The organism is Micromonospora sp. NPDC049645 (genome assembly GCF_040675155.1).
Classification (GTDB): Bacteria; Actinomycetota; Actinomycetes; order Mycobacteriales; family Micromonosporaceae; genus Micromonospora.
The window spans coordinates 424021-446799 of the sequence record NZ_JBFAOI010000003.1; the positions used below are offsets into that span (position 1 = coordinate 424021).

The 22779-nt window shown below is 72.3% G+C and carries 21 protein-coding genes, 1 tRNA gene and 2 pseudogenes; 10 read left to right on the forward strand and 14 right to left on the reverse strand.

Annotated features, from left to right (window positions below):
* Window positions 1-20 precede the first annotated feature (20 nt).
* Window positions 21-1988, reverse strand: coding sequence for an NAD-binding protein (locus AB0J33_RS10540; protein WP_363612019.1), 1968 nt, complete (start codon window positions 1986-1988; stop codon window positions 21-23).
* Between the two features lie 95 nt (window positions 1989-2083).
* Between AB0J33_RS10540 and AB0J33_RS10545 the strand changes: the two genes are divergently transcribed.
* From AB0J33_RS10545 to AB0J33_RS10560, 4 genes and pseudogenes are all read left to right on the forward strand, one after another.
* Entirely contained in the window at window positions 2084-2572 is a 489-nt protein-coding gene (locus AB0J33_RS10545; protein WP_363612021.1) for an MSMEG_6728 family protein, read from the forward strand.
* Between the two features lie 25 nt (window positions 2573-2597).
* A complete protein-coding gene (locus AB0J33_RS10550) occupies window positions 2598-4145 on the forward strand; it encodes an FAD-dependent oxidoreductase (protein WP_363612023.1) in 1548 nt (515 codons plus the stop codon).
* 67 nt (window positions 4146-4212) lie between these two features.
* Window positions 4213-5421, forward strand: coding sequence for a hypothetical protein (locus tag AB0J33_RS10555; RefSeq protein ID WP_363612025.1), 1209 nt, complete (start codon window positions 4213-4215; stop codon window positions 5419-5421).
* A 178-nt stretch (window positions 5422-5599) separates the two neighbouring features.
* Window positions 5600-5767, forward strand: a pseudogene (locus AB0J33_RS10560) (HNH endonuclease); the annotation flags it as partial.
* A gap of 83 nt (window positions 5768-5850) precedes the next feature.
* Here the strand turns inward: AB0J33_RS10560 and AB0J33_RS10565 are convergent.
* The gene (locus tag AB0J33_RS10565) at window positions 5851-7482 is read right to left on the reverse strand and encodes a serine/threonine-protein kinase (protein ID WP_363612027.1); all 1632 of its coding nucleotides are present in this window, start codon (window positions 7480-7482) and stop codon (window positions 5851-5853) included.
* Between the two features lie 112 nt (window positions 7483-7594).
* The gene (locus AB0J33_RS10570) at window positions 7595-8362 is read right to left on the reverse strand and encodes an enoyl-CoA hydratase/isomerase family protein (RefSeq protein WP_363612029.1); all 768 of its coding nucleotides are present in this window, start codon (window positions 8360-8362) and stop codon (window positions 7595-7597) included.
* Window positions 8363-8593: 231 nt separating this feature from the next.
* Between AB0J33_RS10570 and AB0J33_RS10575 the strand changes: the two genes are divergently transcribed.
* On the forward strand, window positions 8594-9145 hold the full coding sequence (locus AB0J33_RS10575) for a hypothetical protein (RefSeq protein ID WP_363612031.1): 552 nt from the start codon (window positions 8594-8596) through the stop codon (window positions 9143-9145).
* Window positions 9146-9258: 113 nt separating this feature from the next.
* On the opposite strand, the gene AB0J33_RS10580 is transcribed toward AB0J33_RS10575, so the two are convergent.
* From AB0J33_RS10580 to AB0J33_RS10590, 3 genes are all read right to left on the reverse strand, one after another.
* A complete protein-coding gene (locus AB0J33_RS10580; protein ID WP_036392805.1) occupies window positions 9259-9678 on the reverse strand; it encodes a VOC family protein in 420 nt (139 codons plus the stop codon).
* 35 nt (window positions 9679-9713) lie between these two features.
* The gene (locus tag AB0J33_RS10585; protein ID WP_363612033.1) at window positions 9714-10115 is read right to left on the reverse strand and encodes an AraC family transcriptional regulator; all 402 of its coding nucleotides are present in this window, start codon (window positions 10113-10115) and stop codon (window positions 9714-9716) included.
* Window positions 10116-10301: 186 nt separating this feature from the next.
* Window positions 10302-10378: transfer RNA gene (locus tag AB0J33_RS10590), tRNA-Thr, on the reverse strand.
* A 339-nt stretch (window positions 10379-10717) separates the two neighbouring features.
* Here AB0J33_RS10590 and ugpC point away from each other — a divergent pair.
* On the forward strand, window positions 10718-11809 hold the full coding sequence (ugpC, locus tag AB0J33_RS10595) for a sn-glycerol-3-phosphate ABC transporter ATP-binding protein UgpC (protein WP_363612035.1): 1092 nt from the start codon (window positions 10718-10720) through the stop codon (window positions 11807-11809).
* Window positions 11810-11978: 169 nt separating this feature from the next.
* Window positions 11979-12578 (forward strand): hypothetical protein, encoded by a 600-nt coding sequence (locus AB0J33_RS10600; protein ID WP_363612037.1) that lies wholly within the window; start codon window positions 11979-11981, stop codon window positions 12576-12578.
* A 52-nt stretch (window positions 12579-12630) separates the two neighbouring features.
* Here the strand turns inward: AB0J33_RS10600 and rlmB are convergent, their stop codons facing one another.
* Window positions 12631-13761 carry a 23S rRNA (guanosine(2251)-2'-O)-methyltransferase RlmB gene (rlmB, locus tag AB0J33_RS10605; protein ID WP_363612039.1) on the reverse strand — a complete coding sequence of 377 codons (1131 nt, stop codon included), beginning with the start codon at window positions 13759-13761 and terminating at the stop codon, window positions 12631-12633.
* Complete coding sequence (gene cysS, locus AB0J33_RS10610) at window positions 13761-15176, reverse strand: cysteine--tRNA ligase (protein WP_363612041.1); 1416 nt, start codon at window positions 15174-15176, stop codon at window positions 13761-13763. Before cysS ends, rlmB begins: the two co-directional genes overlap by 1 nt.
* A gap of 162 nt (window positions 15177-15338) precedes the next feature.
* Between cysS and AB0J33_RS10615 the strand changes: the two genes are divergently transcribed.
* Window positions 15339-16025, forward strand: a complete 687-nt coding sequence (locus AB0J33_RS10615) for a helix-turn-helix domain-containing protein (RefSeq protein ID WP_363612386.1) — start codon at window positions 15339-15341, stop codon at window positions 16023-16025.
* A gap of 507 nt (window positions 16026-16532) precedes the next feature.
* On the opposite strand, the gene AB0J33_RS10620 is transcribed toward AB0J33_RS10615, so the two are convergent.
* Window positions 16533-16673 (reverse strand): hypothetical protein, encoded by a 141-nt coding sequence (locus AB0J33_RS10620; RefSeq protein ID WP_354969166.1) that lies wholly within the window; start codon window positions 16671-16673, stop codon window positions 16533-16535.
* A gap of 19 nt (window positions 16674-16692) precedes the next feature.
* A complete protein-coding gene (locus AB0J33_RS10625) occupies window positions 16693-16947 on the reverse strand; it encodes a hypothetical protein (protein ID WP_363612043.1) in 255 nt (84 codons plus the stop codon).
* Window positions 16948-17057: 110 nt separating this feature from the next.
* Between AB0J33_RS10625 and AB0J33_RS10630 the strand changes: the two genes are divergently transcribed.
* Window positions 17058-17681, forward strand: a complete 624-nt coding sequence (locus AB0J33_RS10630; protein WP_363612045.1) for a DUF559 domain-containing protein — start codon at window positions 17058-17060, stop codon at window positions 17679-17681.
* 211 nt (window positions 17682-17892) lie between these two features.
* Here AB0J33_RS10630 and AB0J33_RS10635 read toward each other — a convergent pair whose 3' ends face one another.
* The 3 genes and pseudogenes from AB0J33_RS10635 to AB0J33_RS10645 form a co-directional block, all read right to left on the reverse strand.
* Window positions 17893-19584, reverse strand: a complete 1692-nt coding sequence (locus AB0J33_RS10635; protein WP_363612047.1) for a S8 family serine peptidase — start codon at window positions 19582-19584, stop codon at window positions 17893-17895.
* A 236-nt stretch (window positions 19585-19820) separates the two neighbouring features.
* A pseudogene (locus AB0J33_RS10640) lies at window positions 19821-20486 on the reverse strand (HAD family hydrolase); the annotation flags it as partial.
* Window positions 20487-20581: 95 nt separating this feature from the next.
* Entirely contained in the window at window positions 20582-21547 is a 966-nt protein-coding gene (locus AB0J33_RS10645; RefSeq protein WP_363612049.1) for a DMT family transporter, read from the reverse strand.
* Window positions 21548-21633: 86 nt separating this feature from the next.
* Between AB0J33_RS10645 and AB0J33_RS10650 the strand changes: the two genes are divergently transcribed.
* Window positions 21634-22179 carry a CGNR zinc finger domain-containing protein gene (locus tag AB0J33_RS10650; protein ID WP_363612388.1) on the forward strand — a complete coding sequence of 182 codons (546 nt, stop codon included), beginning with the start codon at window positions 21634-21636 and terminating at the stop codon, window positions 22177-22179.
* Here the strand turns inward: AB0J33_RS10650 and AB0J33_RS10655 are convergent.
* Window positions 22146-22745, reverse strand: a complete 600-nt coding sequence (locus AB0J33_RS10655) for a GNAT family N-acetyltransferase (protein WP_363612051.1) — start codon at window positions 22743-22745, stop codon at window positions 22146-22148. The two genes, AB0J33_RS10650 and AB0J33_RS10655, sit on opposite strands and share 34 nt — an antisense overlap.
* Window positions 22746-22779: the final 34 nt, after the last annotated feature.

Here is a 22779-nt window from a genome sequence, read left to right on the forward strand (position 1 = left end):
TCCGGCCGCACCGGGTGGCGTCAGCTCACCTCACCGATCCCGTCCTGCCGGTGGGTCGGCTCCAGTTCGTCCGCAGGGCCACCATTGGTCGTCGAGGGCACCTCCACGGCGGGTGGAACGGAGTGCGCCGCGCCGACCGCCGAGCCCGTCTGACCCGGCATCGACGGAGCCGCCGCCGGGGCGGGCACCGTGCCGTGCACCGGCCCGGCCGGCCGCGGGACCGGCCCCGGGTGGGCGGGCGGCGCGCACTGCCGGGTCAGCCAGTCCAGCCCGCGCCGTCGGGCGACCACGGTCAGTCGGTCACCGGCGAAGATCACCTGCCGGGGGTCGAGGTCCTTCCACCAGATCGTCTTGGCGCCACCCGCCGGGGTACGCGCGATCAACCGGACCTGCCCGTCCCGGTTGACCACGTCCAGCGGTCGGCCGTCCAACTCGGAGCCGGTGGCGACCGGCACCTCGGCGACCGGCAGCGCGTGCCGGTCGACCGGGATGGTGGTGATCACGGCGCGTTCGGTGAGCGCCCCGATGAAGGCCGGGGCGGCCAGGTAGGAGACCGACCGGGACACCCCGAGCGCGAACGTCTCCTCCACCCGTTCGGCGAAGTCACCGTCGAACAGCCGGAGCACCACCCGCAGGTCGGCACGGAGATCGCGGGCAGCGAGCGCCGCCTCCAGGTTGGCCACGTCGTCGGTGGACGCCACCACCAGCGCCTGGCAGTCGGCCACCGAGGCGGCGGCCAGCGTCTCCGGCAACGCGGCGTCGCCGACGATCAGCGGCACCTCCAGTTGGCGGGCCAGCGCCGCTCCGCGTGGCTCCGGGTCCTTGTCGATCGCCACCACCTCGACGTCGTACTCGCGCAGTTGCGCCATCACCCGGGTGCCCACGTTGCCCAGGCCGATCACCACCACGTGCCCGACCCGCGCCGGTTGCAGGCGGCCGGTGTGCAGGGCCAGCCGGGCGTTGACGATGCCGTCCACCACGACGGCGGTGATCAGCGGGATCAGCGCCAACCCGGCCAGGTTGAGCACCACCTGCATGATCTGCGCGTCGGCCGCCTTGTCGGTGTCCGGGTCGGCGCCGCTGAGCGTGGTGACCAGCGTCAGGTACAGCGCCTCCAGCGGAGAGACATCCTCGGCACGGGAGATCAGCGCCCCCAGCACCGCGATCAGCACGAGCACCAACATCACGGCGATGCCGATCTTGCGGGTGGCGAAGCCGCGTACCGCTCCCATCACCACCGTGACCGGGCGACGCCGCCGACGGGCCCGGACCAGCCGACGGGCGGCGACCTCGGTGCCCGGCGGCTGGCCGGTCGCCTCGGCGAGCACCAGGTCGGCGCCGGCCTGCTCGGCCGGCAGCAGCTCCACCCCCTGCGCCTCGGTGAGGTGCGCCAAGGCGCAGACCACGTCCTGTGGTCGGACGTCGGCCCGTCGCGCCACCCGCAGCGTCTTGTCCCGATGTTGGAAGGAACTGGGGTCGACCTCGTTGAGGGCGGCGGCCACGAAGGCCGGCGCGGCCATCTCGGCGTCGGAGAGCACCTCGACCGGCGCCTTGAGCAGCTTGCGGACGCCGTCGGCGAGGGTGCCGTTGAACATCCGCAGCACCTGACGGACCCGCTGGTCGACGGCCTGGGCGCAGAGCGCGGCGTGCAGGTTGCCCACGTCGTCCTGGTGCAGCAGGGCCAGCCCGGTCGCCCCCGCCAGGCCGGCGGCCTCGAAGGTGGCCACGTCCAGCCGGTCCGAGCGGACCACCCGGACCCCGCGCAGCCCGGCCACGTCCGGCCCGTTGCTGCGGTAACGCTCCGGCACCACGACGGTCACCCGCGCCCCGCCGGCCGGCAGCTCGGATTCGAGCATGGCCCGGGCCACGTAGTAGGCGAGCGCGTCCTTTCCGCAGATCACGTAGTGCGGGCGCGGATCACCGACGGACCGCAGCCGCCAGTTCCACTCGACCGCCCGTCGCGCCCGGTCCCGCCACGGCTCCGCCATGCCCGGATCGTAATCAGCACGGCCATGCTGGGCGACCCCGTCCGGATCATCCCGGGGCCAGGTATGTCCGCCCCGGCGGCGGGTAGAGCAGCGACATGCAGACGTTCCTCCCGTACCCCGGCTTTCTGGCCAGCGCCCGCACGCTGGACCAGAAGCGGTTGGGCAAGCAGCGGGTGGAGGCCATCCAGGTGCTGCGCGGGCTGACCCGACCCGGGTACGGGTGGCGCAACCACCCGGCGGTGAAGATGTGGGCCGGGTACGAGGAGGCACTCGTCCGCTACGGGTTGGACATGTGCGCGGTGTGGACCGAACCGGGGCGCGCCGACACCTGCGCCACCACGATGACCGTCGACCTCGCCGCCGCCTGCGGGGCCGGCGTCATCCGGACCCAGGGCGAGCTGGCCGAGGCCGGTGAGCTGCCACCCTGGCTGGGCCGCGACGACCTGCACCTGAGTCACCGGTCGTCGCTGCTGCGCAAGGACCCGGCGCACTACCGCCCCCTGTTCGGCGACGACGTGCCCGAGGACCTGGAGTACGTCTGGCCCGCCTCGGACCGCCCCCGCCGCTGCTTGACGGCCGACTGAGCCGGGGTGGGGCAGACTGGCACGCATGGCGCTGTCGCAAGTGGTAGGTCGGCTGATCGGCGTACGGCAGCACCAGGTGGACCCGGGCGGCGGTGGCGCCGACCGTGTGCCGCGACCGACGACGGCGCTGGTGGTGGGCGGCGGCATCGCCGGCATGTCGGCGGCGGTGGTGCTTGCCGAACGGGGTGTGGCGGTGACGGTGCTGGAGGCGGCGCCCACGCTCGGCGGCCGGCTGGGCGCCTGGGCGGAGCCGCTCGCCGACGGCGCCCAGCGGAACGAGCACGGCTTCCACGCGTTCTTCCGGCAGTACTACAACTGGCGGTCCATCCTCCGCCGGATCGACAGTGACCTGGGCTTCCTCAAGCCCATTCCGGGCTACCCGATCCTCAGTGAGCAGTGGCCGACGGAGGAGTTCGGCAAGCTGCCGCCCGCGCCGCCGGCGAACCTGCTCGCGCTGCTGTTGCGCAGCCCCAGCGTGCGCCTGGCCGATTTGCGCCTGATGGACCGGAACGCCGCGCTGCCGCTGCTCAGTTTCGACCCGGTGGGCACCTACGCCGAGCTGGACCACACCACCGCCGACGAGTTGCTGGCCTCGCTGCGACTGCCGGACCGGGCGCGGGCGATGCTGTTCGAGGTCTTCTCGCACTCCTTCTTCAACCACGAGGCGGAGATGTCGGCGGCCGAGATGGTCGCCCAGTTCCACTTCTATCTGCTCGGCAACCCGGAGGGGTTGGCCTTCGACTGCCCCGACGAGGATTACGGCACGGCGATCTGGGAGCCGCTCACCCGGCACGTGGAGAGGCACGGCGGCCGGGTGGTCACCGGTTGCGCCGCCACCGGGGTGCACCGCGACGCCACGGGCTGGCGGGTGACGACCACCGACGGCGGCAGCCATCCGGCGGGTCACGTCGTGCTCGCCGTCGACCCGCCGGCGCTCGCCGCGTTGGTCGCCGCCTCGCCGGACCTGGCCGAGCAGGCGCCCGAGCTGGTGGCACGGATGCCGGCATTCGGCACCCCCGGCCCGCCGTACGCGGTGGCGCGCTACTGGTGTGCCGGGGACGTGGCCGCCGGGCGGGCGGTGTTCAGCGGGGTGTCCCGCCAGCCCACTCTGGACTCGGTGACGCTGTACCACCGGTTGGAGAACGAGCCGCGGCGCTGGGCGCGGCAGACCGGCGGGTCGGTCATCGAGCTGCACGCGTACGCCTGCGAGCCGGGCGTGCCGGCCGACGAGCTGGCCGAGCGGATGCGCCGCGAGCTTGTCGCGCTCTGGCCGGAGGCCGGCGACCTGCGGGTCCGCGAGCTGCGGGCCCGGGTGGAGGCGCAGGCGCCGGCGTTCACCCCGGGCAGCCACACCTGGCGACCGGGGGTACGCACCGACGCGAACGGCCTCTACCTGGCCGGCGACGGCATCGCCACGGACTTCCCGAGCGCGTTGATGGAACGCGCCGCCGCGACCGGGATCATCGCCGCGAACCACATCCTGCGGGCCGAGGGTGGCGCGGCCGAGCCGGTGCGCTCGATCCGACCGCGTGGACTGCTGGCCGGCAGGGCGAATCGACAAAACACCACATAAGCCCCGGTACGCTGCCGTACGCTCGAATGATCAACCGTCGATCGGCCGGGCGGGAGGGCAGCGGACGATGTCGCCACTGCACCGCGCCGGCGCGGAGAACGAATCGTCGATCGACGAGATCGGCCGCGACGACGCGTACCCGCTGATCCGCGACGAGCGCGCCTGCATCGTCACCGCGCTCCGGCTCGGTTGGTGGATGGCGGACGCCTACCACCACGGGCAGCAGGCGGAGCCCCGCGCCTTCGTCGAGGCCCGCCCGGCCGTACCGCCGGCCAAACTCTCCAACCTCACCGAAATGTCCGCCCACCGGCGGATGCGGATGTACCTCGACGGGGTGGACGTCGCCCTGGCCCAGATCGCCGAACTCACCCGACACACCGGGCCGGTACCCGACACGACCGCTGCCCGAGCCCTGCTACCCGACCTGAGCCGGCCCGACCCCGCCGATCCGGTGCCGCTGCTGCTCGCCCTCGACGACCTCAACGTGGAGGTGCTGCGCTGGGCGATGGCCGCCAACCACCGGGTCGGACTGGCCTACCGGCTGGGCCGGTCGGTCGCCGACACCGTCCGGGCCGGCGATGTCGCCCAGTTGCTCAGGCAGTTCGGCGGCCGGCAGGTCCAGATCAGCCGGTGGTTGGACGAGCTGGCCAGCGTGCTGCCGCCGTACTCGGCGGCGGTGGTGCGCCGGTCGCTGGCCACCTGGGCGGGTGCGGTGGACCGCGCCGGCCACGGGGACCCGACCGAACCGACGCCCGCCGCCCTGAGCCGGGCGCTGCGCGGCCAGGGCGACCTCTGGCGCGACGTGCTCACCGGCGGCCTGCACCCGCGCGACCTGCTCGACGAGGAGGACTACGCGGTGATCGCCCGGAATCTGATCATCCGGGACCGGCGGTTGGTGGCGCAGGCGGCCCGGGGCATCTTCTGGCCGGTGCTCGTACCCCTGCTGCTGGTGCTCTTCGCGGTCGTCGGGGTGAGTGCCGCCGCGGCCGCCGGATCACCGACCACCCGGGCCACCGTCGCCCTGGTGGGCCTCGGCGCCGGGCTGGCCGCGATCTGGCGGTCCGTCTCCGGGCCCGCGCTGGCGGTCGCCGGTGAGGTGAACCGACCCCTGCTGGACAGCGAACTCACCGCCCGGATGGCCCTGCGACTGAACCGGCCGCTGACCACCGCCCAGACCACCGCGAAGGCGGCCCCCCGCACCCGCCGCCAGCGGCGTCCCGACGACCCCGGCCGATCGAAATACGTTGCTCGCGTCTCCCGCGTCGACCTACCGTGAGCGCGCAAGGTCAACCACCACCGCGGAGCAACTCATGACGATGTCGCACGTCACCACCGTGCCGTCGCCGCTGCCCGGTGACGGTTGCCGAACGGAAGGTCCACGGGCGGGCCGGCCCGACTGACGCGTACCGCTACGCGCTGAGCCGCCCCGTCCGAGAGCCGGACCGGGCGGCCCCGCCACCACCATCGACCACCTCCTGCCCCGCTCGCGCGGCGGCCGGAACACCTGGCGAAACACCACCGCCGCCTGCTACGCCTGCAACCAGCGCAAGGGGGACCGGACGCCGGCCGAGGCGGGTATGCCGCTGCGCCGGGAGCCGGTGAACCCGGGTGGGGGGCGCTGACCGGGCGGCGACGGACCGGCCGGCGGGAACGGGGGGCCGCGTCCCGGGTACGTCCCGGCGCGCGGCACCCGCCGGCCCCCCGATCAGGCGGCGCGTTCCTTCACCTTCGACTTCGGGCGGCCACTGGGGCACTGCACCCGGATCTCGCTGCGGTACTCCGTGGAGGTCAGCGCGACGTCGATCTGCTTCGCCGGGCCCGGGTCGTACGCCTCGGCGCGAAAACCGGGCGCGAGCGTCACCGCGAGCACCTCGACCAACTTCCCCACGCAGCGAACGGTGACCGTCCCGCCACGGGCCGGCACGGGTACGCCCACACCGGGGGTGAGCGTCGGCACGACCTCGGTCGGGGTCGGCCCCGGCACGGTGGTCGTCGGGACCGGGGCCGTTGTCCTATCCGGACCGGGTGCGGGGCCGGCCCCGGAGGCGGGCGCGGAGTTCCTGGTGGGCGAGACAGCGGACGGTCCGCCGTCGTCGGCCCCGGTCGGCTCCTCGCTGCGGGGCATCCCCACCGTGGTGGTGCCCGGACCACTGCCGTCCGGCGCGCCGACCTGTCCCTGTCGACGATTGCTGAAGTCGCCGAGCGACCCGGCCAACCCCAGCGCGGCGACCACCGCGGCGCCGACCGCCAGCATGGCCCGCCGCCGACGCCACGACCTGCGCCGCGCCAGCTGCGCCGAATCGACGGTCGCGGCGGTGTCGGTCGTCGAATCACCGGTCGCGATCCCGGTCCCGGAGTCGGTCGCGGGGCCGGTGCCGGCCGCGGAGCCGGTGCCGGCCGCGGAGCCGGTGCCGGCCGCGGAGCCGGTGCCGGCCGCGGAGCCGGTGTCCGTGTCGGTGCCGGTCGGTTCGGCGACGGGTGCCGGCGGTTCCGCGGCGACGGCAGCCGGTTCGGACAGGGAGCCGGCGGCGGCGACGGCCCCGAGCAGGATGCGGGCCGCGTCGGCGGCCGGCGGCCGATCGGCGGGGTCGCCGGCCAGGCACCAGCGGTAGAGCCGGTGCACCTCGGGCGGTACGCCGTCGATCGGCGGCAGCGGCGCCGGCTCGACGTGCGTGTTCCCGCGCAGCATCCCGGTCTGCGCCTCGGCGGGCCACGGCAGCCGGCCGGTGAGCACCCGGTGCAGGAGCAGACCGAGGGCGTACACGTCGCTGGCCGGCGACACCTCGCCGGCCTGTAATCGCTCCGGCGCCAGGTACGCCGGCGTACCCAGCAGTCGTCCCTCGAAGTCGATCTCCGACTCGCCGGCGGCGGCCGCGATGCCGAAGTCGAGCACCTTCGCGCCGGTCCGCGTGAGCATCACGTTGCCCGGCTTGATGTCGCGGTGCACCAACCCCTGCTCGTGCGCGGCGGCGAGCGCTGCGGCCACCTCGGCGCACACCCGCAGGCTGGCGCGTGGCGGCAACGGCCCGGCCGCCAACCGGTGTTCGAGAGTGTGACCGCCGAGCAACTCCATCACCACGAACGGCACCTGGACACCGTCGAGCGACGACTCGCCGTAGTCGTAGACGGCCGTGACATGCGGATGCGAGAGCCGGGCCGCCGCCTTGGCCTCGCCCCGGATCCGTTGTCGGGCGTTGGTGTCCGAGCCGATCAGCACCTTCACCGCCACGTCCCGTTCGAGCACCTCGTCGTACGCCCGGTACACCGCCGACATGCCACCACTGCCGAGGCGCTCCAGGAGCCGGTAGCGGCCCGCAAGCAACTGATCACGCTGCACGACCGACAGCCTGCCGTACCGGCCCGGGAGCAAGCCACCCGGGATCGAGATATTGCGATGGGTGCGACCGGTGGACCGGAGCGACCCGCCGACGGGTGGAGCTGAAACGCGGTCAGTCGTCGGCCGGTGGCCGCCAGGCGAAACGGGGCCGCCGACGCTCGGTGATCGCCGCGACTCCTTCCCGGGCCTCACCGGTGGTCGTCACCTTCCGGTGCCACCAGGCGATCCGCGCCGGCTCGGCCCGATCGTCGACGATCTCCTTCGCGGCGGTGATGCTCAGCGGCGACCGCTGGGCAATGGTCGCCGTCAGCTCGTCCACCCGCGCGGCGAGCCGGTCGGACGGCAGCACCTCGTCGACCAGACCGACCCGCAGGGCACGCTCCGCGTCGATCAGCTCGGCGGTGAACAGCAGATGCTTCGCGGCGGCCGGGCCGACCAGTCGGGCCAGCCGGCGCGTCGTCGGCGCCGGATAGACCAGACCGAGCCGGGCCGGCGGTACGCCGAAACGGGCGTCGTCGGCGGCGATCCGCAGGTCGCAGGCGACCGCCAGCTGCACCCCGCCCCCGACGCAGGCGCCTCGGATGGCGGCGATGGTCGGCTTGGCGAACCGGGCCAGCCGCTCCTCGGCGGCCACCGCGATGCTGGCGTCACCGGCGTCCAGCAGCTCGGCCAGGTCGCCGAGGTCGGCACCGGCGCAGAAGGCGTCGCCCGCGCCGGTGAGCACCAACGCCCGTACGTCGGGCTCGGGCTCCAGCCGGTCGAGCAGTTCGGGGAGCTGGCGCCACATGGCGGCGGTCATCGCGTTGCGCCGGGCCGGGTTGCGCATCACCACTGTCGCGACCGGCCCGGTCACCTCGACGGTCAACTCCGCGTCCGACACGTCCGTCCCTTCCCCGCGCCACCTGCGCCACCTGCGCGACGCCGCCGTTCCGGCGTTCCACGCCGCTGCGCCGACCCTAACGGCGCGAGCCCGGACACGATCGTCAGGCCCGGCACGGGCGTACCGCTGAAGCGATCGCGGACAGTTTCCGTCAGGAGCTGACGGAAACTGTCCACGACGGCCGGACGTCGGGTGGGGGAACCAACGCTTGGGGGCGCGCGTCCGACGGAGATGAGACCCGCATCGACGACAGCCGTCACGGTCGCGCTCCTGGCCGCTCTCCTGACCGGTTGCACCGGCGTCGACCGAGCCCCCACCACCCCGACCCAGCCCCAGACCACCACCACCGCCTCCGGCTCGGCCGGCACGGCCACCGGCGCACCGCTGCCGACCACCATCCCCACCGTCGGCCCCGGGGCCAGCGCCGCGCCCGCCGCGGTGACGTTGCGAACCTCCGGTGGCTTCGCCGGGCGCGGTGACGCCGTGACCGTCGAGCCCGACGGTCAGTGGACGGCGGTGGACCGCGCCGGCAGTCGGCGCAACGGCCGGCTCACCCCCACCGACCTCGGTCTCCTGACGGGGCTGGTCGCCGACCCCCGGCTGGCCGCCGAGGCGCGACCGCCGACCACCGCGACCAGCTGCGCGGACGCGATCCACTACCGGCTGATCGTGGGTAGCGTCGAATCCGGGTACGTCGACTGCCCGGCCGACGCGCCCCCACCGCCGGCCACGCAGGCGGTGGTCAAGCTGCTGCAACGAGCCACCGGCACCAACGTCAGGTAGTCGGTTCTGCGGCCGTCAGCGCAGTCGGCCTGGCCGGACGGAAGCCCTGGCTGGACGGAAGCGTTGCCGCCTGGCCGGACGGAAGCGTCGCGGCCCGGCTCAACGCCCGACCCCTACGCCCGGGGGAACATCTGGCCGATGCGGATCCGGTTACCGAACGGGTCGCGGATGCCGAAGTCGATCCCGTACGGGCGCTCGGTCGGCTCGTCGGTGATCTCGACGCCCTTCGCCACGAGATCCTCGTAGGTCTTGTGGGCGTCGTCGGTGGTCATGAAGAGGTACCCACCCAGGGCACCCTTGGTGAGCAGCTCCCGGACCTGCTCGGCGGTGGCCGGGTCCAGCGCGGGCGGGCCCGGCTTCTCCAGCAGGATCTCCCGCTCCGGGTCACCGGGCAGGTTGACCGTCAACCACCGCATGAAGCCGAGGTCCTGGTCGGTGTTGACCTCCATGCCGAGCTTGTTCACGTAGAAGTCAAGCGCGGCGTCCTGGTCGAGGACGTAGATCTGGGAGCGGCTGATCGCGTTCATCGTCATGCCCATGACGCTAGAGGCCCACCGTGACCTGCTGCTTATCCAAAACCGCTTGGTCGGGTCCACGCTTTGGTGAAGCACGACGGCACGTTGGCCGGCGCGACCCGCCGACGCCGGAAATCCGAGGGCGACTCGCCGACGATCTGGCGGAACGTCCGGCTGAACGTGCCCAGGCTGCCGAAGCCGACGGCGTAGCAGATGTCGGTCACGTCCCGGTCGGTCTCCACCAGCAACGCCATCGCCCGCTCCATCCGGCGGCGTTGCAGGTAACGGTGCGGGGTCTCACCGAACGTGGCCCGGAAGGTGCGGATGAAGTGCGCCTCAGAGACGTGCGCGATCCGGGCCAGCGCGAGGATGTCCAGCGGCTCGGCGTACGCCCGGTCCATGGCGTCACGGGCACGCAGCATCGCCCGGTTCGACTCCTCTGCCGCGCGACTCACCGGCCCCCGCCTCGCTCCGCTCGCTCTCCGACGCCAGGCTACGCCGGGCACTTGGTCGTCCGATCGGGCCGGAGGCGGTGGTCGACTCCGTCCGCGCCGACGAGACCGAACCCGGGACAGCGGTGCCATCCCGCCGATCGATGATCGGTGCGGGACATCGACAACCGCAACATCGCCTGATGAAATTGGAGCCCCCGGCCGGGATCGAACCGGCGACATCTCGCTTACAAGGCGAGTGCTCTGGCCAGCTGAGCTACAGGGGCGCGTGCGTCGAGGTCAGCATAGCGACTGACGTCCGGTTATCCCGCTCGCGATGCCTCCCGAGCACGGGATTCGTCAACAACCCGACGCCGGCTCCGGTAATAGCGCGTCGATTGATGTCCGACCGTGCCGGAGTGACCGGAATGCGTAAGCCGTCTGCAACGTTCGGCGCTCCCCTGCCTTGGCAGCAGGGGGAAACCCGTTTACGGTTCACAGACGGACGACGACCCGACGCCCCCGCGACCCGGGCCGACGTCCGCTGACCGGCACGGACACGTGCCGATCGCTCCTTCACTCGGATCGTCCGGCACGTTCCTGCCGGTGAAAGGAAGCGCTTCACCATGGCTACGGTCACCTATTCCAAGGCGTCCCGGGTCTACCCCGGCCAAGAGCGTCCCGCCGTCAACGAGCTGGACCTCGAGATCGGCGACGGTGAGTTCCTCGTCCTCGTCGGCCCCTCCGGTTGTGGTAAGTCCACCAGCCTGCGGATGCTCGCTGGCCTGGAGGACGTGGACGCCGGCTCGATCTACATCGACCAGCGTGACGTCACTCACCTCCCCCCGAAGGCCCGCGACATCGCGATGGTCTTCCAGAACTACGCCCTCTACCCGCACATGACGGTGTACGAGAACATGGCGTTCGCCCTCAAGCTGCGCAAGACCTCCAAGTCGGAGATCGACCGGCGGGTCAAGGAGGCGGCCGGGCTGCTCCAGCTGGAGGAGTACCTGAGCCGTAAGCCGAAGGCGCTCTCCGGTGGTCAGCGTCAGCGTGTCGCGATGGGCCGGGCGATCGTCCGCGAGCCGCAGGTCTTCCTCATGGACGAGCCGCTGTCGAACCTCGACGCCAAGCTCCGTGTGCAGACCCGTACCCAGATCGCGTCCCTACAGGCCAAGCTGGGCGTCACCACGGTCTACGTCACGCACGACCAGGTCGAGGCCATGACCATGGGCCACCGGGTCGCCGTGCTGCTCGACGGTGTGCTCCAGCAGGTGGACACCCCGCGGGCGCTCTACGACACCCCGGCCAACGTCTTCGTCGCCGGCTTCATGGGCTCCCCCGCCATGAACATCAAGACCGTTCCGCTGAACGAGCGGGGTGCCGAGTTCGCCGAGCTGAACATCCCGCTGACCCGGGAGCAGGTCGAGGCGGCCCGCGCCGAGGGCGGCGACGGCAAGGTCACCGTAGGCTTCCGCCCGGAGGACTGCGAGCTGGTCAGCCCGACCGAGGGCGGCATGCCGGTCGTGGTCGAGCTGGTCGAGGACCTCGGCTCGGACGCCAACGTCTACGGCCACGCCGCGCTGGGTGGCAACTCGGAGCGCTTCGTCGTCCGCACCGACCGGCGCAACATGCCGAACATGGGTGACACCGTGTTCGTGAAGCCGGTCGCCGGTCGCAGCCACGTCTTCCACGCCGCCACCGGTGGCCGGATCTGACGTAACGCCGTACCGACGGGGGCGGTCCGCTTCGGCGGGCCGCCCCTTTCGTCGTACCCGAATGGGGTCTTCACCCTGTGGAGCCAGCGCGGATGTGGCTCTGCGGGGGGACTCGGCACGGCTGGCCGTTCTCCTACCGTCACGGTGACCTCGAACCGGAGGAGGCGCCGTGCCCACCGATCTCGCCCAGTCCGCTGCTCACGACCCGACCACGCGTTCCCGGTCGTACCGGCTGGCCCGCCTGACCGGTCGCAGCCTCGCCTACTGCGCGACGCTGGTCCCGGTCGCCCTGTTCGCGCTGGTGACGACGCCGCTGGGCGGAGCCGGCGCCGCCGTCGCACGCTGGCGCGCCCTGCGTACCGGACTGCTCGGGATGCCGCCGACGGCCGCGCCCGGCCGGCGGCCCGGCACCGTCGCGGTGCTCGGCCACGCGCTGCTCAGCCTGCTCGTCGGCGCCGTGGCGCTACTGCCGCTCGGTGTCGAGCTGCTGATGGTGTTACGCGGGGTGCTGTACGGCGTGGTGGACCCCGGCCCGTACGACCATTCCTGGGGTGGACCGAGCCGGGCCGGCGCGTGGCTGGCGCACTTCCTCGTCGGCCTGCCGATGGCCGCCGCCGGTCTGGCCGCCCTGATCGGCATCGCCGCCGTGCACCAGCGGCTGACCCGACGCCTCGACGGCGAGCGGAGTCCGCTGTGGTTGCTCCCGACCGTGGTGCTGATGGCCCTCGCCGGTGCGGTGCTCTTCGTCGCGTGGACCCGTCAGATCTGACGACGAAGGCCCCTCCCGCGCTCGGCGTGGAGGGGCCTTCGGTCGACGTGCGCTACAGCTCGACGGAGCGCCGGCGGGCGACCTCGGCCAGCGCGACCGCCGCGGCCACGCTGGCGTTGAGCGACTCGACCTCGGAGATCATCGGAATGCTCACGGTCAGGTCGCAGGTCTCCCCGACCAGGCGGGACAGCCCGCGCCCCTCGGAACCGACCACCACCACCAGCGGCCCGACCGCGGCCTCCAGGTCGTAGAGGTCGGTGTCGCCGTCGGCGTCCAGGCCGACGACCATGAAGCCGGCGTCCCGGCACGCCTTCAGCGACCGGGTCAGGTTGGTCACCTGCGCCACGGGCACCCGCGCCGCCGCGCCGGCACTGGTCCGCCAGGCGGTCGCGGTGATCCCGGCGGCACGACGCTCGGGTACGAAGACACCCTGCGCGCCGAACGCGGCAGCCGACCGGATCACGGCCCCCAGGTTGCGCGGGTCGGTGACACCGTCCAGCGCGACCAGCAGCGGGGCCTGCTGCTCCAGGGCAGCGGCGACCAGGTCCTCGAACGGCTGGTACGCGAAGGGCGGCACCTGCAACCCGACGCCCTGGTGCAGCACGCCGCCGGTCATCCGGTCCAACTCGGCCCGGCTGATCTCCAGGTTGGCGATGCCCCGGTCGGCGGCGGTCCGGATGATCTCGTTGATCCGGTCGTCCATATCGATGCCCTGGGCGGTGTAGAGCGCCGTCGCCGGCACGCTGGCCCGCAACGCCTCCAGCACCGGGTTACGCCCGACCAGCAGCTCCGGGGTGTCCTTCGACGGGTTGGACTTGCGCCCCGGCGTGACCCGGGGACCGGACCGCGCGGAGGGCTTGCCGCCCCGGCCGCCGGTGGCGCCCCGACCGGCCGGTACGCCCCGACCGCCGCCCCGGCCCCAGGTGGTGTCCTTGCTGCCCGGCTGACCGATCTTGGGGGCGCGCCCCTCCTCGGCCGCCGCGCGACGCTCCTTGTCCTGCTTCCAGGCGGTGCGCTGGGGCAGCTTCTCGGTGCCCGAGTAGCCCTTGTGCCACGGCCGCTCGTCGGCGGGCAGGGTGCGGCCCCGACCGGCCAACGAGTCCTTGTTCTTGCCACCGGAGCCCTTGGGGGCGGTCGCCTTCGACGTCAGTCGCCGGCCACGGCGCTGCGAGTTGCCGGCCATCAGTCCTGCTCTCCAATAGTCCAACGGGGCCCCTGGGGGGTGTCCTCGACCACCACGCCGGCCAGCTTGAGCTGGTCCCGTACCGCGTCGGCGGCAGCCCAGTCCTTGCGGCCCCGGGCCTGCGCACGCTGCTCCAGGGCCAGCGCGATCAGGGAGTCCACCACGGCACGCAGATCGTCCGAGCGGCCGCCACCGGTCCAGGCCGGGTCGAGGGGGTCGATCCCGAGAATATCCAGCATCGCCCGCACCACGGCCAGCGTGGTGCGGACGGTCACATCGTCACCGCCGCTCAGCGCGGTGTTGCCGTCCCGAATGTGCTGTTGCAGCACGGCCAGCGCGGCGGAGGTGTTGAGGTCGTCGTTCATCGCCGCGACGAAGCCGGCGGGAAGCTCACCGAGCTGGCCGACACCGACCCGTTCGGCCGCCCGCTGCACGAAACCCTCGATCCGCCGGTACGCGGTGGCCGCGTCGCGCAGCGAATCCTCCGAGTAGTCGATCACGGAACGGTAGTGCGCGGCGGCGTAGTAGTAACGCAGCTCCACCGGCCGCACCCCGAGCGAGTCCACGTACGCCAGGCCCAGCGCGTTGCCGGCGGACTTGCCCATCTTGGCCCCGCCGATGCTGAGCAGCCCGTGGTGCACCCAGTAGCGGGCGAACGGCAACCCGGCCGCCTTGGACTGGGCGATCTCGTTCTCGTGGTGCGGGAACGTCAGATCCAGGCCACCGCCGTGAATGTCGAACTCCGGGCCGAGATACCGCCAGCACATCGCCGAGCACTCGATGTGCCAACCGGGCCGGCCCAGCCCCCACGGCGAGGGCCAGTACGCGTCCGCCGGCTCGTCCGGTTTGGCGCCCTTCCACAGCGCGAAGTCACGCGGGTCCCGCTTGCCCCGATCGGGGGCGTCCCCGGCGGACTGCATGGCGTCCGGAGACTGACCCGACAGCGACCCGTACGCCGGCCAGGACGCCACGTCGAAGTAGACATCGCCGGAGCCGTCACTCGCCGGGTACGCGTGCCCGTCGGCGATCAGCTTCGTGATCAGCTCGTGCATCTCCGGGATGTGCCCCGTGGCGCGCGGCTCGTAGGTCGGCGGCAGCACGTTCAACGACCGGTACGACTCGGCGAGCAGCAGCTCGTTGGCGTACGCGATCGACCAGAACGGCCGCCCCTGCTCGCCGGCCTTGACCAGGATCTTGTCGTCGATGTCGGTCAGATTGCGAATGAAGGTGACCTCGTAGCCGGCGGCCAACAGCCAGCGGCGCAGCACGTCGTAGTTGACGCCGGAGCGAAGGTGGCCGATGTGCGGCGGGGCCTGAAGTGTGAGACCACACAGGTAGACCCCCACCTTGCCGGCTTCCCGCGGGACGAAGTCCCGCACCGATCGGGTGGCGGTGTCATACAGGCGTAACGTCACCGTACAAGGGTAGCTGTCCGTGCCTTTCCGGGTCGGCCGGTGCCGGGTCGTACGCTGCCAGGCGTGGATGCGACCGCACGCTCCGGTGGCTCCGGTGACCCGCCAGCCGAACCCGCCGAACCCGCCGACGCCGCCCCCGGGCCGTCCAGCGCTGGCGGCGACGTGAATTTCGACCGTCCCGACGCCGGTGTGGGGCGGGTTGACGCGGCCGTGGGGCGGAGTGGCGAGACGTCGCAGACGCTGGACCGGGGGTTACGGCTGCTGCACCTGGTCGCGGACGCCTCGGGCGGTCTGACCGTCACCGAGGCCGCGAATCGGCTCGGCATCGGCCGTGCGGCGGTCTATCGGCTGGTCAGCGCACTGACCGGGCACGGCATGCTGCGCCGCGACGACGAGGGTCGACTGCGCCTCGGCGCCGGGCTGCTGCACCTGGCCCGACGAGCCCAGCCGCTGCTCGCCGAGGGCGCGCTGCCCGCGCTACGCCGCCTCGCCGAGCAGGCCGGCGCGACCGCGCACCTGACCGTCGTCGAGGGTGGGGAGGGTGTCGCCCTGGCCGTGGTCGAGCCGAGTTGGACGTCGTTCCACGTCGCGTACCGGTCAGGGGCACGGCATCCACTGGACCGGGGAGCCGCGGGCCGGGCGATCCTGGCCGGGCGAGCCGGCCGGGCAGCACCGGTCAGCAGCAGCGGCGAATTGCAGGCCGGGGCGTACGGGGTGGCCGCGCCGGTGCTCGGCGTACCCGGCCTGGAGGCCAGCGTCGGCGTGGTCGCGCTCGCCCCGCTGGACTTCGACACGATCGGCCCGCAGGTGCTGGCCGCCGCCCGAGCCGTCACCACCGCCCTCAGCTGACCCCCGGCCGCCACCCCACCGCCCACCACCCCGCCTCACGACCGCCCTCCGCCTCATCGCCGCGCGCCACGGTTTGATCGACTCGGGTTCATGGAAATCGCGGTATCCCAGGGCCAACGACCGCCCGACATTCAGAAACGCGAGTGGATCACCGTCCGTCAGCCGCCCCGATGCCGGATAAGTCGGTGGACTCGGCCGGTGTAATAGCACGATCGGCAGGCGGATTCGTGGTTGTCCACAGGTCCGGCGGCACGCGCAGGCCGGGTTGTCCACAGGGGTTTCGATGGTCGACCGGTGGTCGGCAGGCTGCTCGGTATGCCACCACGTCCGCATCGCCCCGATGCCCTGACCTGGCAGGTCTTCCGCGGCTCCGACGCGGTCCGGGAGGGCCTGCTCACCGAACATCAGCTGCGCAGCTCCGCCTGGGTGCGGTTGCGTCACGACATCTACGCCGATTCCCGGCTGGAGCGGGACCACGCCCTCGTGTGTCGCGCCGCCCTGCTCCGACTACCGCCCGGAGTGGTGGTCGGCGGCCCGTCCGCCGCCTACCTGCACGGCGTCCAGCACGCCGCGAGCTTCACCGACGATGTGCACGTCCTCGTGCCCCGATCGCTGCGGGTCGGCCCCCAGCGCGGCCTCAGCGTGCACGTCAACGCCATCACCCCTCTCATGTCGAACGGACTGCCGGAGCCGACCTCGCCCCCACCCACCACGCGACGACTGCCAGGCACAAGACAACCATCAGCCGCAGGCCGGCCACCGAACGTAGGCCGACCGCCAGACACAGGACGACCACGAGGCACCGGACGATCGCCGGACGCAGGGCGACCGCCAGCCGCAGGCCGGCCACCGGACGCAGGCCGACCGCCAGACACAGGACGAACGCCGGACGCAGGCCGTCCGTTGGGCGCAGGAAGTCCACGTGATGCAGCGCGCCCTACGGGAGCCACGCGCCCACCTGCTGGTGGAGTGTCACCGCGCCCAGCACGGCACCTGTCCCGCCCGGCCGTGGTCCCCGTCGGAGCAGTGGGCATGGTGACGGCCGGTCGAGGCGATGGCTGGGCTGCGGCCAGCACGTCCCGGCTCAGGGATCGGGACCTCACCGATCGGGACCTCCCGATCCCCCGATCCGACCCCGGGCGGGCGGCCTGGGAGACGGCCGTCTGGCTCGACCCGGTCCGGGCAGTCGCCATCGTCGACTCGCTGCTCGGGCAGGGGCTGGCCGATCGCGACACCCTGGCGGCCGTGGCTGCCCGCAATGCTGACCGACCGGGTGGGCGGCGAGCGCGCTGGGTGTTCGACCTGGCCGACGGTGGAGCCGAGTCTCCGCCGGAGTCACACCTACGCGTGCGGTTGGTGCTGGGCGGGCTACCGCGCCCGGCGGTTCAACATCCGATACGCCTGCCCGTCGGCGTTGTCATGCACCCCGATCTGGCCTGGCCGCAATACCGGATAGCGGTGGAGTACGACGGGACGTGGCACTCCGACGCGGAGCAACTGCACCGCGACCGTCGTCGGCTGAATCAGCTGGCCGGCGCGGGTTGGTTGGTCCTGCACGTGACCAGTCGACGGCTGCATGGCGAGTTCCCGGCGGTGCTTCGGGAGGTACGCGACGCGCTGGTCAGCCGCGGATGGCGACGGGGGTCACCCAGTTGACCAGGATCAACTCGGGTTTCTGGAAACCGCGCTATCCCTCAGGCACCGACACCGCGCCTTCAAGAAGGCCGAGTCGATCATGACTCAGGTCAGAGCGACGAACCCGGGACGACGAGCGGCAGGCCCGGACGACCGCAGGGCCCGGTCGACGAGTGTCGACCGGGCCCCGCAGGGTGGTGGCGGCAGGGCCACCTCCACAGTGCGATGTGCGTTACGGGCGGGCGTTCGGCTTGAGCGGGGTCTTCACCGCCGCGTAGGCGTCGACGATCCCGTAGCCGTAGAAGCCGTTGAAGTTGACCCCACCGGCGCAGTACGCGTCGTAGGTCTCGTCCCGGCCCTCGTTGCGGTACTGCTGAAGGCGCGGCTCCGGGCAGGCGTGCTCGGCGGCCGTGCGGTAGAGGTGCTGCTCGACCTGGTCCGGCGACATCCCGAAACCGGTCCGACCCTGCGCCTTGCCGTACCGGCTGACGATCAGCGCGGCGACGCCGGCGGCGTGCGGGGACGCCATCGAGGTGCCCTGGAGGTACGTGTAGTAGCCGCACTCACCGTTGGCCTTGCACTGCTTGAAGACCGAGTTCTCGAAGCCGGCGACGATGTTGCCGTCAGCGTCGACCGATCCTTCCTCCTGAAGCACATGCTTCGGGTAGGAGGAGAGGATCATGTTGGCGTCGGCGCGGTAGGTGTCCGTGCCGAAGCCGTCCCGGAACCAACCACCCGGCGCGGCGACCGAGATCTGCTCGGTGCCGTAGTTGGAGAAGTCCGACTTCTTGCCGGACGGGCCGACCGACGACACGCCGATCACGTGCGGGCCCTCGGTGGGCAGGTCCCAGCAGCTCTCGTTGTCGATCGGCCGGGGGTACGGGTCGGCACCGTAGTCCGGGCTCGTGACGTCGGTACGGGGTGCGCCCAGGTCCTCGTTGTTGTTGCCGAGCGCGCCGACGAGGGTGACGCCCTTGTCGTGCGCGAAGATCAGCGCACGCTTCATCGCCTTGATGATGGCCCGCTGCTCGGCCTGGTCCTCCGGCGAGTCGGCCGGGTTGGCGGTGCAGTTGTAGAGCCACGGGTCCACGTAGAACGACATGTTGACCACGTCGATCCCGGACCGGCCGGCGTAGACCAGGGCGTTGACCACCGGGTCGAGGAAGAAGTAGCCCGAGTCCTGGCCACCCTTGAGTTCGACCAGCGAGACGTTCGGGGCGACACCGGAGAGACCGAATCCGTTGGCAGCGGCGCCGATGGTGCCGGCCACGTGGGTGCCGTGCCCGCCGTCGTCGGTGCCGACCGGGTCGAGGCAGCTCGCCACCTCACACGGGCCGTCCAGGTCGGTCAGGTCCGGCGCGAAGTTGCGCGACAGCGACCAGTTGAAGTTCGGCGCGATGTCCGGGTTGCTGGCGTCGACGCCAGTGTCGATGACGCCGACGGTGACCCGACGGTCGCCCGGCTCGATCTTGCGGGCCTTGTCGGCCTGGATCATCTCCAGGCCCCAGAGCTTGTCATCGAGCGGATCGAGCTTGGCGCCCTTCTTCGCGGCGGCGCCGGCAGCACGAGCCCCGGCAGCGGCCGTCAGGTTCTCCTGCTCGACCCGGTCCAGCTTCGGCTTGCGGCCGATGGCCTTCTGCTCGGCGGCGCCGATCAGCGTCGGCGCGGCGGTCGCCCTGGCCGCGAAGTCAGCCCGATCGCTGCTGACCTGGAACATGCCGACCTCGTCGGACCGGGACACCACCGTGCCGCCGGCTGCCTTGATCGCGGCGACGGCCGTGTCGGCGGCGACGCCATCCTCGGCGACAACGGTGAAGGTGCGAGAACTGCTTGGCGCGGCGTCGGCCGGCATACCGAGCCCCGCAGCCGTAAGTGCCAGCACTGCCGCAGTCGCGACGGTACGGGCGGTGAAGCGCTTGCTCACCACATCAGATCCTCTCGTTGAGGGACGTGGCAGCCATCACACAACAACGTTCCGATTTACGCCAGCTGAACGCCCGTTATGGACGTGAATCCCGTCAGTTAGACCTGCGCGTCGGCCGCGTCGGCCGCGTCGGCCGCGTCGGCCGCGTCAGCCGCGTCGGCCGCGTCAGCCGCGTCGGCCACGTCGGCACGAGCGCCGAGAGCGCTGGCGCTGTTCGGCTCGACCCTCAGACCCGCGAGCGCGGCCGGCAGGTCGGCCATGCTCGACACCTCGACATCGGGTGTGCCGTCGGACGGACGAGGCAGACCGAGCCGGTTCAGCCACACCGATCGCAGGCCGGCACGCTGAGGTGCCATCACGTCGTGCTCCCAGGAGTCACCGACGTACACGATCTGCCCGGCTGGCACCCCGGCCGCCGCCACCACGGCCGCGTAGAACTCCGGGGCCGGCTTTTTGGGCAGGCCGTTCTCGTGCGCGTACAGCTCGAAGGCGAACTCACCGGCGAGCCCGCACCGTTCGGCGCGGCTGTTGCCGTTGGTGGCGAAACCAAGGGTGTACCGGCCGCGCAGCGTGGCCAGCGCCGACGGCACGTCCGGGAACGGTCGGGTGAGGGCGAACCGGCGGGCGAAGAACAGTTCCGCGATCTCGTCCAGGTGGTCGGCGAGCGCGGCGCGGGTCAACGATCGGGCCAGCGCGGCGCGCCGGATCTCCATCACCGGGGCGGCCGTCAGGTCGCCGAAGACCGCGTCCCAGTCCGACTCCAGCTCGGCGAGCGTCACCCCGGCCGCCGCCGCCGGGGCGCGTCGCCGCATCTCGTCGAGGACGGCCACCAGCCCGCCGGTCACCGCGGGCCGCAGGTCCAGCAGTGTCTCGTCGGCGTCGAACACCACAGTGGTCAGCACGACGTCACTCTCTCACCGACCGCCGGGCGTCCCGCAGCGCGAGCAGGCGCACCGCAGAACCGCCCGGGACCAACCCGCACAACCAACCGCCCACCTCACCGACCGTCGAGCGCCAGCTCGGGCTCGGGGGTGGCCGGCGCGGGCGTCGACGGCGATCCGCGCAGCTCGTCGAGGCGTACCAGGGCGACACCGGCGACGATCAGCACACCGCCGAACAGCTGCCACCCCGTGGGCAACTCATCGAGGAACAGCCACGCGATCAGCACCGCGAAGAGCACCTCGGTCAGTCCGACGAACGACGACAGTCGGGGGCCGAGGATCCGGGTGCCGGCGATGCCGGCCAGGTACGCGACGACGGCGGCCACCAGCGAGAGCCCGGCGATGGGCACCAACCAGCTGGTGGGCTGCCCGCCGAAGGTGACCTCGCCGAAGGTCGCTTGCAGCGGCAGCAGGCCGGTCAGCCCGATGAGGAGCAGCACGGCGGCGCCGACGGCCATTCCGCCGCTGGCCATGGCGACCGAGGGCAGTCGTGGGTCGACCCGGCCGGCGAGCACGAAGTACCCGGCCAGGCCGAACGCCGCGCCCAACCCCCAGAGCACGCCCACCGGGTGGAAGTCGGCGGTCCCGGCGAGGTCGAGCACGAACGCCAACCCGGCCAGCGCGGCCACCGACCCGGCGACGGTGAGCCGGCGGGGAGGCTGCCCGTGTCGCAGCCACATCCAGACCACGACGAGGATGATGCCGAGGTATTCCAGCAGCAGCGCGACACCGACCGGCAGGTAGCGCACGGCGTTGAAGAAGCACACCTGGGCCAGCGCCACCCCGAGGAGCCCGAACAGCCCGATGGCCGTGACGTTGCTCCGCAGCACGTCCCACCTGCCCCGCAGCGACAGTAGGGCGGGGATCGCCAGCACCAGGGCGGCCACGCCGACCCGGGCGATCACCGCGGACTCGGCCGACCAGCCGGCCTCGATGAGCGATCGCGCGAAGGTGCCGGAGGTGGCGAAGGTGACTGCGGAGAGCAGCGCCAGTCCGACGCCGGCAGCAGGTCGTGAGTGCATGTCGCGCTCCTCGGGATGGGCACCGTGTCATGAGCAAACTATCCTTGTGCTGATGACGCTAGGCGGAAGCCATGACAGGAGTCAAGTTGCTATTCGCTCATGACACCGAATGTTCGCTGATCGCCGCCGCCGCGCTGGTCAACACCGCGGGCCGGGACGGCGAGCTGCTGCCCGACGTCGCGGCGCTGGACGCGTTCTTCGTCCGCCACGCCTACAGCGGGCGGCACGAGCACACCGACGCCGAGTTGCACGCCGTCCGGGAGCTGCGGCCCCAACTGCGCCGCATCTGGTATTCCGAGCCACCCGAGATCGTCGCGGTGGTCAACGGCCTGCTGCTGGAACACAAGGCGCTGCCCCAGCTGATCGAGCACGACGACGAGCCGTACCACCTGCACGCCGTCCCCCGCGACGCGCCGCTGGCCACCCGGATCGCGGTCGAGGCCGCCATGGCGATCGCCGACCTGGTCCGCGCACGGGAGCTGAGCCGGCTGCGGATCTGCGAATACCCGGACTGCGACAACGTGGTCGTCGACCTGTCCCGCAACAGGTCCCGACGGTTCTGCGAGGCCGGCTGCGGCAACCGCGCGGCGGTGACCGCCTACCGCGCCCGACGGGCGGCCGGACGCTCCTGACCGACCACCGCCCACTCCTCGGCCCGCAACTCGTACTCCACCTCGCCCCGCTCGGTGCCCGGGATCGGGTCGTCCCACTGGAGGTGGAAGGTCCGCACGTAGCGCAGCCCCGCCTTCGCCATCACCCGCCGGGACCGTTCGTTGACCGTCATCGTCTCGGCCCAGACCCGCCGCACCCCGACCGTGTCGAAGGCGTACCGGACCAACGCCCGCGACCCCTCGGTCGCCAACCCTCGCCCCCACGCCGAGCGACGCAACCGGTAGCCCAACTCGGCCTCGGTGCCGTCCGTCGACGGGTCCAGCGCGAACCAGCCGAGAAACTCGTCGGACTCCCGGTCGTGCGCCGCCCACCGACCCAGCCCGGGATGCCGCTCGTACTGGGCCAGCAGCCTCGGCAACTGCTCGTCCCGCACGGTGGCCGGCGGGGTCGCCACGCCGCCGGTGAGGAACCGCATCACCTCGGGGTCGCTGTCCAGCTCGACCAGCGCGTCCACGTCAGCCATGGTCAGCCGCCGCAACCGCAACCGCTCCGTCCCCGCCGGCACACCCGCGCCATCGTCACCCATAGCCGGGATCATCCGTCCCGCTCAGGACCCCGTC